Origin of the sequence: Mycolicibacterium komossense (assembly GCF_025822605.1) — a bacterium.
Classification (GTDB): Bacteria; Actinomycetota; Actinomycetes; order Mycobacteriales; family Mycobacteriaceae; genus Mycobacterium; species Mycobacterium komossense.
Genome location: NZ_JACKTY010000030.1, coordinates 149,002 through 161,792, shown reverse-complemented (window position 1 = coordinate 161,792; position 12,791 = coordinate 149,002). Strand labels below are relative to the sequence as shown.

General features: G+C 64.5%; 11 protein-coding genes. 4 read left to right on the top strand and 7 right to left on the bottom strand.

Translation table 11 applies throughout. From position 1 onward, the window contains the following. Nucleotides 1-73 precede the first annotated feature (73 nt). A complete protein-coding gene (locus tag H7J73_RS17170; protein ID WP_264068718.1) occupies nt 74-2,380 on the bottom strand; it encodes an ATP-dependent DNA ligase in 2,307 nt (768 codons plus the stop codon). Between the two features lie 39 nt (nt 2,381-2,419). Between H7J73_RS17170 and H7J73_RS17165 the strand changes: the two genes are divergently transcribed. Further along, entirely contained in the window at nt 2,420-2,650 is a 231-nt protein-coding gene (locus H7J73_RS17165) for a hypothetical protein (protein ID WP_264068716.1), read from the top strand. Here the strand turns inward: H7J73_RS17165 and H7J73_RS17160 are convergent. The 6 genes from H7J73_RS17160 to H7J73_RS17135 are packed head-to-tail and all read right to left on the bottom strand — an operon-like array spanning nt 2,647 to nt 9,350. Beyond that, nucleotides 2,647-3,921 carry a DUF4032 domain-containing protein gene (locus tag H7J73_RS17160; protein WP_264068715.1) on the bottom strand — a complete coding sequence of 425 codons (1,275 nt, stop codon included), beginning with the start codon at nt 3,919-3,921 and terminating at the stop codon, nt 2,647-2,649. The genes H7J73_RS17165 and H7J73_RS17160 overlap by 4 nt on opposite strands. Nucleotides 3,922-3,967: 46 nt before the next feature. After that, a complete protein-coding gene (locus H7J73_RS17155) occupies nt 3,968-5,056 on the bottom strand; it encodes an ABC transporter ATP-binding protein (protein WP_264068714.1) in 1,089 nt (362 codons plus the stop codon). Nucleotides 5,057-5,082: 26 nt separating this feature from the next. Beyond that, entirely contained in the window at nt 5,083-5,967 is an 885-nt protein-coding gene (locus H7J73_RS17150; RefSeq protein ID WP_264068713.1) for a carbohydrate ABC transporter permease, read from the bottom strand. Nucleotide 5,968: 1 nt separating this feature from the next. Then, on the bottom strand, nt 5,969-6,943 hold the full coding sequence (locus H7J73_RS17145; protein ID WP_264068712.1) for a carbohydrate ABC transporter permease: 975 nt from the start codon (nt 6,941-6,943) through the stop codon (nt 5,969-5,971). Next, a complete protein-coding gene (locus H7J73_RS17140; protein ID WP_494337797.1) occupies nt 6,943-8,316 on the bottom strand; it encodes an ABC transporter substrate-binding protein in 1,374 nt (457 codons plus the stop codon). Before H7J73_RS17140 ends, H7J73_RS17145 begins: the two co-directional genes overlap by 1 nt. Before the next feature lie 14 nt (nt 8,317-8,330). Further along, on the bottom strand, nt 8,331-9,350 hold the full coding sequence (locus H7J73_RS17135) for a sugar-binding transcriptional regulator (protein ID WP_435405522.1): 1,020 nt from the start codon (nt 9,348-9,350) through the stop codon (nt 8,331-8,333). A gap of 153 nt (nt 9,351-9,503) precedes the next feature. Between H7J73_RS17135 and H7J73_RS17130 the strand changes: the two genes are divergently transcribed. From H7J73_RS17130 to ku, 3 genes are read left to right on the top strand one after another with little or no spacing between them, the layout of a single operon-like run. Beyond that, nucleotides 9,504-10,928, top strand: coding sequence for a mannitol dehydrogenase family protein (locus H7J73_RS17130; RefSeq protein WP_264068708.1), 1,425 nt, complete (start codon nt 9,504-9,506; stop codon nt 10,926-10,928). Next, complete coding sequence (locus tag H7J73_RS17125; RefSeq protein ID WP_264068707.1) at nt 10,928-11,860, top strand: carbohydrate kinase family protein; 933 nt, start codon at nt 10,928-10,930, stop codon at nt 11,858-11,860. The genes H7J73_RS17130 and H7J73_RS17125 overlap by 1 nt, the downstream gene beginning before the upstream one ends. Before the next feature lie 40 nt (nt 11,861-11,900). Continuing rightward, the gene (gene ku / locus H7J73_RS17120) at nt 11,901-12,791 is read left to right on the top strand and encodes a non-homologous end joining protein Ku (protein ID WP_264068706.1); all 891 of its coding nucleotides are present in this window, start codon (nt 11,901-11,903) and stop codon (nt 12,789-12,791) included.

Genomic DNA, 12,791 nt, shown 5'->3' with positions numbered 1-12,791 from the left:
AGCCGAGCGGGTACACGCCGGCGGGTTACGCCGCGACGGAACGAGTTCGTCGTCTGATTCCCGGTGTCACTTCCTACTCTCGGACCACCTCAGCGGGCGACTTGTCCGGGCGCAGCCCGCGCCAACTCGGCTGACGCAGCCGACCGTCGGAAGTCCATTCACTGAAGCGAACCTCGCCGACCAACTCGGGCCGCACAAAGGTCACCCCGCGGGCATCCAACGGCGAAAGCCGCTGAGTAAACGGCGATTCGGCCGTCTCCAACGGTGAGAGCAACCCTTTGAGCTTCCCGAGTTCCTTCTCGGTGAACCCGGTTCCCACCCGGCCGACAAAGTCGAGGCTCACTTCTTGTGATGTGCCGGGTATTCCCATCATCAGCGCACCGATTCCGCTGGAGCGGCCACCTTCACTTTGTCGCCAGCCACCGATCACGACCTCCTGGGTGTTCCAGTTCTTGTCCTTGATCCACGACGCGGACCGTCGGCCGGGTTGATAGGTGGAGTCCCATTTCTTGGCCACCACCCCTTCCCACCGCTGGGACTGCGATTGCTCCAGCGCGTCGGCGCCGTCACCGGCGAGCAGCGGCGGAACGATGAGATTCGTTCCTTCGGAGAGGGTTTCGAGGAGTTTCCGCCGGTCACGGTATTTCGCCTTGAGTAGGGAGCGCCCGTCCAGCGACAACAGATCGAAGGCCCAGAATTCGACGCGGGTCGCGCGTACCCGGTTCTGCATCTCGCCGAAGCTGGGCACCCCGGAGGCATCGATGGCCACCACCTCGCCGTCGAGCAGCACGTGGTGCTCGGCCAGGCCGGCGGCCACCGATTTCAACTGCGGGTATTCATCGGTGACGTCGCGTCCACTGCGCGAGCGCATGGCGACGGTGCCGCGGTCGGCGTCCACAAGTAGCCGGTATCCGTCCCATTTTCCTTCGAAAGCCCATTGGGCGGCAGTGAATTTGGCGACCGAGCCGTGGGTGGCGAGCATCGGCGCCAGATCTGTCGGAGTGGGAGTCGGCTGCTCCTTGGTCCGGTGCGCCAACCAGTTCTTGCCGTCGGTTTGAATCAGTGCGTAGCGACCCGACACTTTCGCCCCGTGCAGGGTGACGATCACTTCCCCGCCCCTGGCCGGCCCATCGGGAGCGTGATCCCGGAATTTCTCGGTCTCGTAGGTTCCGGAGTCCCAGACGATCACCTTGCCACCGCCGTACTCCCCTTTGGGGATCGAACCCTCGAAGGTGGCGTACTCCAGCGGATGGTCCTCGGTGTGCACGGCCAGCCGGTTGACCGAAGGGGAGTCCGGCAGATTCTTCGGTACCGCCCAGGACACCAAGACGCCGTCGCGTTCCAACCGGAAGTCATAATGCAGTGCCGTGGCGTGATGCTCCTGGATGACGAACGTGTTGTTCTTCCCCACAGTGGGTTTCGCGGGCGGAACCGGTTCGGGTGTCTTAGCCGAATCCCGCATGCTGCGGTAGGTGGTCAACTTGTCTGCCGTATCTTCGGAGGCCGGGATCACCTCGTCCAACCCGGCCAGCAGGTCGCCGTCGCGCGCCACCCGCTCGAGCACCTCGTCGAAGCGCAGGTGCCGCAGGTCGGGGTCCTCGATCTCCGCCCAGGTGCGCGGTGCGGCAACCGTCGGCTGGTCGCGCCCGCGCAGGGAATACGGGGCGATTGTCGTCTTGGCCGCGCTGTTCTGGCTCCAGTCGACGAAAACCTTTCCGGCACGCAGACTTTTCGTCATCGTGGCGGTCACCTGTGTCGGCATCGCCTTCTCCAGCTGCTGGGCGATCCGCTTGGCCAACACCGACGCGCCCTGGGAGCTGACGGGATCGACCAGCGGCACGTAGAGGTGCAGGCCTTTGCTGCCGCTGGTCAGTGGGTACGTGGTCAACCCGATATCTGCGATGACATCGCGCACCTCATGGGCGACCTCGCAGAGTTGACGGAACGTGACGTCCTCGCCCGGATCCAGGTCGAACACGATGCGAGTGGCCGGACCGGGGCTGTCGGTGTTTTTTCCGCCCACCTCCTGGCCCGCGAACCGCCACTGCGGCACATGCACTTCCAGTGAGGCCTGTTGCGCGATCCACGCCAACCCTTCGGGTGTGTCGATGATCGGGTACGTCGTGGTGCCTGATTTGTGCGTCACGGAGCCGCGCTCCAACCAGTCCGGCGCGGACGAGGCCAACTGTTTTTCGAAGAAGGCCGGCTGCCCGACCCCGTTCGGCCAGCGCTTCCGCGTGACCGGCCGGCCGGCGATGTGCGGCAGCATGGCGTCGGCGATCGCGACGTAGTAGTCGAACACCTCGGCCTTGGTGGTGCCGGTGGCGGGATAGAGCACCTTGTCGGCGTTGGTCAGCCGAACTCGTCCGAAGCGCTCCATGCCCCACATATACCCGTTCCAGGGCGTTAGCTTGTACAGATGACCCGGTTGGTGACAGCCGCAGCAGCGCTACTCGCGGGCGCCGCGTTGGCGTGCGCCACGCCGGCCACCGCAGAACCGGCCGACCACGTGCCCTACTGTTCCGGCGATCAGACACCGATGAACAACAACTGCCGCGTCGCACCCGCACAGGTGTTCACCGACGCTAACCCCGGCGCCAACCCGGAAGTACCCGTGGGCACCGGCTCCGGCGACGCACTGCCGAACTAGTCGGCCCCGTCTTCCGCATCGAGGGTCAGCACCGCGAACGGGGCAGTCGGCACCTCGGCGATCGCCATCTTCGCCGCCGAGTCGGTCGGGATGACGTTCCCGGCCAGCGCGGCCAGCGCCTTGTTGGTGCCGACGTCGCGCCCGGCCTTCTCGCTCAGCAGCCAGCGCACCTCCAAGAGGTCGCAATACGCCTGAATGGCAGTGCCCGTATAGCCCACTGCCTCGTGGGCCAGCTGCTCGTACGGCGCCAGGACCTCGATCACCCACAGCCGCGCGGCCGTCGACTCGTCGACATCGTCGCCCGTCTCGCGGCGCAACTGCATCTGATATGCGGCGACATCCCCGAGCAGGATGGCGGCCTGCCCCTCCCCCACATCGAGACCGGTCAGTTCCTGAAGGTGCTGGGCGTGATACCGACGGTCACCGACGGCGACGTGGACCCGCAGCCGGCTCGGGTCGGCGCTGTCGGGGGCGAACGAGAGTTCGTCGACGGCGAACCCGAGATCGTTGAGGCGGCGGATCATGCCTTCTACCCGATACCGGTCGGTGAAACCGAAAGCCGGCTCTGCATGCAACAGCTCCCATAGCGTGTCATAGCGGGCGGCCACCTGCTCCGCCTCTTCGATCAGCTTGCCGTGCAACGATTCCGGAGTATCGAGCCGCTCCGCCAGATCGACCAGCCCCTCGGCGACGTTCTCCACCAGAATCTCCAGGTCGTGCCTGCGTTGCCCACGACTCAGCGACGGGTGTACCTCGGAGGTCTCGGCATCGACGAGCCAGGCCTGCAGCAGCTGCCCGTCCCGCGAGAACAGGGTATTGGCCAGTGAGCAGTCACCCCAGAACACGCCGTGGCGATGCAACTCGACCAGCAGGCCCGCCATCGCATCCAGCAGCCGCGCCCGATGCCTGGGCTGATCGGCCGGCAACCGCATGAACAACCGGCGGTATTGCCAGGACCCCTCCAGATATCGCGTCACCAGGATCGCCGTCTCGAACTCGGGTTGCAGCACCAGACCGGCCGGACGCACCGCGGGCAGCCCCATGTCCTCGAGCCGGCGCAGCACGTCGTACTCCTTGACCGCGATCCGCGGCGGCATATCCTTGACCGCCCAGAGATGACCGTCGGCATCGACGAACTTCACCAGGTGCCGACTCATGCCCACGGCGATATCGCGCAGCGGGACATCGGGCACGGCCCACTCGGAAAGCGGTCGTTCCCAAGGCAACCCGAGAAGTCCGGGGGTCGGTGCACGCAACCTCAGCTCGGTCATCTCCCCGAGTCGCTTCGCTCCTGCCCGCCGGACGGCGCGCGCATGATCAGTTGAGACGTTCGCCCGAAGTCGGGTCGAACAGATGCACCGCGCCCTCCGGATGCCTGCGCAGCCGCACTGTATCGGCCAGCCGTGGTGCGGTACGCGGGTTGCAGCGGGCCACCAACTCGGTGCCGGAGCTGCCCGTACCCGCATGCGTGTACACGTAGGCCTCGCTGCCGAGGTCCTCGACAAGGTCGACGACGACCTCGACCCCGCCGGTGTCGGTGATCTCCAGTTGCTCGGGCCGGACTCCGACGGTGACTTCCGAAAGGCCCGCCTCGCTGATCTTCGCGAGGTTGTCGCGCTCGAGCTCGAACGACGAGTCGCCGAGTTTCACGCCATCGGAGGTGACCGGCGCCGTAAACAGATTCATCGCCGGTGAGCCGATGAAACCCGCGACGAAGGCATTGGCCGGACGGTCGTAAAGCTCATTGGGCGAGGCGAATTGCTGCAGCTTCCCGAAACGCAACACCGCGACTCGATCACCCATCGTCATGGCCTCCACCTGGTCGTGGGTGACGTAGACGGTGGTGGTGCCCAGCCTTCGCTGCAGGGCGGCGATCTGGGTACGGGTCTGCACTCGCAACTTGGCGTCGAGGTTGCTCAATGGCTCGTCCATACAGAACACCTGTGGCTCACGGACGATGGCGCGGCCCATCGCGACACGCTGGCGCTGACCGCCGGACAACTTGGCGGGCTTGCGATCCAGGAACTCGGTCAGGTCGAGAACCTTGGCGGCCTCTTCCACCTTCCTACGTCGCTCCTCGGCGGACACACCCCGGAGTTTGAGCGCGAAGCCCATGTTCTCGGCGACGGTCTTGTTCGGGTACAGCGCATAGTTCTGGAACACCATCGCGATATCGCGATCCTTGGACGGCACTCCCGTCATGTCCTTGCCACCGATTTCGATAGCACCCTCGTCGATGTCCTCCAAGCCGGCCAGCATGCGCAGCGCGGTGCTCTTACCGGAGCCGGAAGGGCCGACCAGGACGATGAATTCGCCGTCCTGGATGTCGAGGTTGAGATTGTCGACGGCGAGCTTGTCCGAACCCTCGTAGATGCACGACGCGTTCTTGTACGTGATTGATGCCATGAAAATCTCCTGTTGTTGCTTCCGAGTTATTTGATAGCGCCGAAGGAAAGACCACGAACGAGCTTGTTCTGGGCGAACCAGCCGCAGAGCATCACCGGCAGAGCTGCCATGGTTGCGGCAGCCGACAGCACCGCCCAGTACTGCCCTTCACCGGCGATGAAGCCGACAAGGTAGACAGGCATGGTCTGGGCGTTAACCGCGGTCAGGTTGACTGCCAGGAAGAACTCGTTCCAGGCGAAGATCACGCAGATCAGCGCTGTCGCGGCGATACCGGGCGACACCAACGGCAGGATCACCTCTCGCACCGACCGCCCCAGGCTGGCGCCGTCGAGGCTGGCGGCTTCGAGGAGCTCGCCGGGCACTTCGAGGAAGAACGACCGCATCATCCACACCGCGATCGGCAAGTTCATCGAGGTGTAGAGGATGACCAGTGCCCAGATGTTGTCCAGGAGACCGATATTGGACACGATCACATACAGGGGCAGGATGGCTGCCACGACCGGCAGCATCTTGGTGCTCATGAAGAAGAACAACGCGTCCGAGGTCTTGCGGACGGGCCGCAACGACAGCGCGAACGCGGCCGGCACGCCGAGGAGCAGCACCAGGATCGTCGAGGCACCGGTGGCCCAGACCGAATTCAGCATCGCGGGCCCGATGCCTTGGGCGAACACGGCCTTGTACTGATCCAGCGTCGGAGTGAAGAACAGCTTCGGCGGGCTGGTGGCCGCGTCACTCTCCGATTTGAACGATGTCAGCACCATCCAGAACACCGGGAAGAAGAACCCGAGCGCGGCGATCCACGCCACCACTGCCCACGGGCTGAACTTCTTGGATTTCTTCTTCCGCACCGGCGCCGTATCGGTTGTCGCCGAAGATTTTTCAGTCTTCTTCACTACGCTCGGAGTGGTCATCCTATGCCGCCTCTTCCTTGCCGGAGAATGATGTGAAGATCAACCGAAGCGCGAAGCTGGCGACGATCATCGTGAAGATCACGACGACCACCCCCATGGCCGCCGCCTGGCCCATGTCGAAGCCGAGGAAGGCGCGTTGGTAGATGTAGAACGGCAGGTTGGAACTGGCCACACCCGGTCCGCCTTGGGTCATCATGAAGATGGCGTCGAAGGTGTTGACCAGATAGATCGCCCCGAGCACCACCCCGAGTTCGATGAACCGCCGCAGGTGCGGCAGCGTCAACTCCCGGAAGAGCTGGAACGCACCCGCGCCGTCGACCCGGCCTGCCTCCAGCTGGTCCCGTGGCATCGACTGCAGGCCGGCGAGGATCAGCAGCATCATGAAGGGTGTCCACTGCCAGATGAGCTCGACCATCACCATCGACAACGGGAACTGTCCGATCCAGTCGACCGGGCCGATGCCGACCAGTGACAGCACCCAGTTCAGGATTCCGTTGGTTGGATCCAAAATGGTGGTCTTCCAGATCAGCGCTCCGGCAACGGGTGTCACCAGGAAAGGCGTGATCAGCAACGTCCGGACCACACCGCGGCCCAGGAACGCCCGATCGAGCAGCAACGCGATGAGCAGGCCGAGGAAGGCGGAGATCAACACCACCCCCACGATGAGGATGACGGTGTTGAGGGCCACCGACCAGAACTGACTGTCATTGACCACCGCGATGTAGTTGTTCAACCCGACGAACTGCCGCGACCCGGGACGGACCAGGTTCCAGGACAACGTCGAGTAGTAGAGCGTGAACAGAAAGGGGATCTGCGTGACGACGATCATGAAGATCAACGCCGGGAGCAGCGGTCCGCGCCTGCGCCACCCTTCGGCCCGGCTCACGCCGGTGTCCTGCGCCTCGCGAATCTTGCGAACCCGCTCCGCCACCGCGGAGTCGGCGGCGTCGGCCTGGGTATCAGCAGTAAGTGTCATCACTTCTCCTGGTAGCTCTTGCCGACGACTTCGGCATATTCCTGCGCTTGGTCCAGTGCGGCATCCACCGACTTCTGGCCAGCCATCGCCGCACTGATCTGCTGGCTGACCCGGGTCCCGAGATCCTGGAATTCCGGGATCCCGACGAACTGCACCCCGGTGTACGGAACCGGTTGGACGGTCGGCCTATCCGGCGTCGCGTTGGTGATCGACTGCAGTGTCAACGGTCCGTACGACTTCGAGATCGCCTGATACTCAGGAAGGTCCGTGTAGGTAGAGGTCCGGCTACCCGGTGGAACGCGGGCCCAGCCCAGTTTCTCACCGACGAGCTTCATGTAGTCCTTGCTGGTCATCCAGGAGATGAACTTCCACGCACCATCGGGGTTCTTGGCACCCTTGGGGATTCCCAGCGCCCAGGTGTAGAGCCATCCCGAATCCGGCTTCTCCATGATCGGGGCAGGCAGGTAGCCGATCTTGCCGACGAGATCGGGGTAGGTCTTCGGATCCTCCAGGACCGAGACCGCAGAGGTGGCGTCGTACCACATCGCCGTCTGCCCCTGACCGAACAGGTTGGCGCACTCCTGGAATCCCGTTGAGGAAGCGCCGAGTTCACCCGCCTTGTTGACCAGATCGACGTAGAAGTTGACGGCCTTGCGCACTTCCGGGCTGTTGAGCTGGGCATTCCAGTTCTCGTCGAACCACCGCCCACCGAAGGTGTTGATCACGGTGTCCAGCGGCGCGAGTACCTCACCCCAGCCCGGCTTACCGCGCAGGCAGATACCCGCCGTGTTGTTCTTCTCCTTGATGGTCTCCGCCCACTGCGCGACCTCGGTCCACGTGGGTTGATAGTTCGGGTCCTGGGGGACCTGGATACCGGCCTTTTCGAAGAGGTCCTTGCGGTACATCAGGAAGGATGACTCGCCGTAGAACGGGACGGCGTACATGTTGCCCTCATAGGACAGCGATTTCCGCAGCGACGGGATGAAGTCGTTCTCGTCGTAGCCAGGGGTATTCTTCGCGAAGTCCGAGAGATTGCGCAGCCAGCCGTCTTTCGCCCACTGCGGGGTTTCGAAGTTACTGATCATCACGACGTCGAATTGACTGCCGCCCATGGCGGTCGACATCGTGATCTTCGCGCGCGCCTGGTTCTCCGACAGGGAGACGAACTTCAGCTTGGTGCCCGGATTGGCCTTCTCGAATTCCGACGACAGCTTTTGCGCATCCGTCATCTGGGAGTTGGACACCAGCGCGATCGTCACCTCGTTACCCGATGCCCCCATGCTGCCCGCACCCGCGCAGCCGGAGGCCAGCAGCAGCCCGGAGGCCGTAAGACAGGCGGTCAGTCGGTGCACACCTCTTCGTAGTGCCTTCACCTTCACCTCACTTCTCAGTGGCTCAAAAGCCAACGGGCACAGTCAATATCGCAAACCAAAAATCGGGGTAACCCACCACGGAGCGCGCCGAGCGTGGCGTGGTGCTTGGTCACGCCACTGGCGACGAGAATCGAGGTCGGGCAGGACCGGATGTCTTCGAGCGCCACCGACACCGCCCGCCGCTGCAGCTCGCTGGCGATCGCAACGCCTGCAGCGTCGAAGAACCGGCCACCGATCTCTCCGACGGCGCCAAGGGCGACCAGCTCGTCGAGCATGCCGGTATCCAGGAAACTGCCTTCGAACAACGTCGTCGACGTCGAGACCGCACCGATACCGAAGATCATCACCTCGGCGCGGGCGCCGGCCGCCAGTGTCCGCGACATCCCGGAGTCGTTGCGAATGGAGGCGACGGTGGCCGGGTCGGCATACAGCGGCGCAGGGAGCCGGTAGGTATCGGCGTGCAGGATCTCACCGCAGCGGGCCAGGATGTACTCGGACCCGGTCTGGTAGGCGGCCGTGGACATGGACCCGTCGAGTTGCACGACGGCCCGGCAGGTAGCGACGCCCGAGCTCAGCGCTCGCGCGACGGCGATGGTTTCCGGGCCCCAGGTGAATCCGAGGGTGTCCCCCGGCTGGAGCCGACGCATCAACAGCGTCGCGGCGGCGCGGCCGACGCTGGCGTAGGCCTCCGGCCGGCCGGGTGCGCCGATATCGATCCCATGCCCAGCCACCACGGCCTCGGTCAGACCGAAGCGCTCTTCGAGCGCCCGCTCCTCCTCGGCGTGCAGGTCGTCACGCAAATCCGCAGGCACGACGATCTCGATCCGGACCAGACCGTTGGCCTTGGCCCTGGCCACCAGGCGGCCTGCGGTCGGCCGGGACACCCCGAGGCGCCCGGCGATCTCAGCCTGAGTGAGGCCGTCGAGGTAGTACATAGTGGCCGCACGCAGCGCCAATCGCAGATCCTCGGCCTTGGTGCCGGCCGGAACGGCGGCGGGCACGGGGGTTGCTACCAACTCACCTTCGGCGGTCAAACCAGCCGCTCCGGATACCGACACCCGCGTCGCCCTTCGTCCACCCGTGAGCATTTGCTCATGGGTGCGTGTATATGCTCATCAGGCTAACATGGTAAATGTGACGTACGCAACAGTCTTGATACCCACTGATGGGAACGGTGAACCGCGGTCATGAAACTCGACAACTCGACGCTCGCCCTCTTGCCCACCGAGAAGGGTGTGACCGGGCCGACCTACGACCGCGATCAGATCAGCGTCGGCATAGTGCATTTCGGGGTCGGCGGCTTCCATCGCGCGCACCAGGCCATGTACATCGACGCGCTGCTGGAGGACGGTAAAGCGCAGGACTGGGGCATCTGCGGAGTCGGCGTGATGCCCGCCGACCAGCGGATGAAGGACGCGCTCGACGCCCAAGACGGTCTCTACACGCTGATCCTGGAGAATCCCGACGGCACCCGTCATGTGCGGGTGATCGGCTCGATCATCGAATACCGTTATGCCCCTGACGATCCGGAGGGCGTAATCGAGCTGCTGGCCGCGCCGAGCACGCGCATCGTGTCGATGACGATCACCGAAGGGGGTTATCAGATCGAGAACGCGGGCGAGATATCCGTTTTCGGACTGGTCACCGAAGCACTGTCGCGCCGTCGCGACCGTGGCATCGCGTCCCCGACGATCGCGTCCTGCGACAACATCGAAGGAAATGGCGATATCGCACGCGAGGCCTTCACCGGCTACGCCGACCGGGCCCACCCCGGCCTGTCCGACTGGATGAAAGAACACACCACGTTCCCGAACTCGATGGTGGACCGGATCACGCCGGTCACCACGCCCGACGTCATCGCCGGCCTCAGCGAGCAATTCGGCATTGAGGACCGCTGGCCCGTCGTCGCCGAGCCGTTCACATCGTGGGCCCTCGAGGATCATTTCGCCGACGGCCGGCCACCGCTGGAAGACGCCGGCGTGCTGATGGTCTCCGACGTCACCCCCTATGAGCTGATGAAGCTGCGTCTGCTCAACGCCAGCCACCAGGGTCTTTGTTATTTCGCCTATCTGGCCGGCTACCGGCTGGTACACGACGCCGCGGCCGACCCCCTGTTCGCCGACTTCCTCTTGGCATACATGGATTCCGAAGCCACCGGCACCCTCAAACCGGTCCCCGGCATCGACCTGCCCGACTACAAACGCACGCTCATCGAGAGGTTCGCCAATCCCGGTGTGCGCGACACGATTGCGCGGCTGTGTGCCGATTCATCCGACCGTATCCCGAAATGGCTGCTGCCGGTCATCCGTGCGAACCTGGCCTCGGGTGACCCGATTCGGCTGTCGGCGGCGATCGTGGCCAGCTGGGCCCGCTACGCCGAAGGCGTCGATGAGAACGGGGACCCGATCAAGGTGGTGGATCAGCTGGCCGATTCACTCGTCCCGATCGCGCAGTCGCAGAAGGACAATCCACTGGCTTTCATCGAGAATCGTTCACTGTTCGGTGATCTCGCCGATGAGCCGCGCTTCGTCGAGGCCTACCGCTGGGCGTTGGACTCTCTGCACGCCGACGGCGCGCGGTCCACTCTTGAAGCGCTGCGAAAGGAGTTCTGATGGCCCGGGCACTGGTGATCGGCGAAGCACTCATCGACATCGTCGAACGTGACGGCGCCGTCACCGGCGAGCACGTCGGTGGTAGCCCGCTCAACGTCGCAGTCGGCCTGGCCAGGCTCGACCGCGGCGTCGACTTCCTCACTCACATCGGTGACGACGCCCGAGGGCGCCGGATCGCCGACTATGTCGCCGCTTCCGGCGCTCAGCTCGTCCGCGGCAGCGTCAGTGCGAAACAGACTCCGGTGGCGATGGCCGCGCTGGATGCCGCCGGCGCGGCAACCTACCGGTTCGACATCGACTGGCAGTTGTCGGGGACCCCCGAGGTGGCACCGCCACTGGTGGCGCACACCGGATCCATCGCCGCCGTGCTCGATCCCGGGTGTCTGGCGGTAGCCGCGCTGCTGGACACCTACCACCTGTCGGCGACCATCACGTTCGACCCGAATGTCAGGCCGGCGCTGATCGAGGACCCCGATCAGGCCCGCTTGCGCATCGAAAGACTGATCGAGCGCAGCGACGTGGTCAAAGCCAGCGACGAAGATCTGCGCTGGCTGTATCCGGACGTCGCGCCGGAGGAACAGGCCGGCCGTTGGCTCCAGATGGGGCCGGCAATCGTGGCGGTGACCATGGGCGGCGACGGCGCGTTCGCCACCTGCGCCGCGGGCAGCATCCAGGTGGCCGCGCGTCCCGTGCAGGTGGTGGACACCGTCGGTGCGGGCGACTCCTTCATGACGGGTCTGATCGACGCGCTGTGGTCGCTGGAACTGTTGGGGGCCGACCGGCGAGCCGCACTGCATGCCGTCGATACCGACCGGCTGCGCGGTGTGCTCGAGGCTGCCGCCCTCAACTCCGCACTGACCGTCGCGAAGGCGGGGGCGCAACTGCCCGACCGGGCTACTCGCGACCGCGCCGCGCTGGCAAACCGCCCTTGATCCGCCCGGCCATCGGCGCGAACTAGTCCATACTGGCCTTATGCGTTCCATCTGGAAGGGTTCGATCGCCTTCGGGCTGGTTAACGTCCCGGTGAAGGTCTACAGCGCCACTGAGGACCACGACATCAAGTTCCACCAGGTGCACGCCAAGGACAACGGCCGCATCCGGTACAAACGCGTGTGCGAGGTGTGCGACGAGGTTGTGGAGTACCGCGATATCGCCAAGGCCTACGAATCCGATGACGGCCAGACCGTCATCATCACCGACGAGGACATCGCCACCCTGCCCGAGGAACGCAGTCGCGAGATCGAGGTACTGGAGTTCGTCCCGGCCAGCCAACTGGACCCAATCCTGTATGACCGCAGCTACTTCCTCGAGCCGGATTCCAAATCGTCGAAATCCTATGTGCTGCTGGCGAAAACACTGTTGGAAACCGATCGGGTGGCGATCGTGCATTTCGCGCTGCGGAACAAGACCCGGCTGGCGGCGCTGCGGGTCAAGGACTTCAGCAAGCGCGAGGTGATGGTCATCCACACGCTGCTGTGGCCCGACGAGATCCGTGATCCCGATTTCCCGGTGCTCGACACCAAGGTGGAGATCAAACCTGCCGAGCTGAAAATGGCTGGGCAGGTGGTTGATTCGATGGCCGACGATTTCGACCCCGACCAGTTTCACGACGATTACCAAGCACAGCTCAAGGAGCTGGTTGAGGCAAAACTCGAAGGCGGCGAGGCATTCACCGTCGAGGACACGCCCACCGAGCTCGACGAGACCGAGGACGTCTCGGATCTGCTCGCCAAGCTTGAGGCGAGCGTGAAGAAGCGGCAATCGTCCGCCTCCTCCGACGGCGACAAGCCGGTCAAGAAAGCGGCGGCCAAGAAGACCCCGGCGAAGAAAGCGCCAGCCAAGAAGACCCCGGCGAAGAAATAG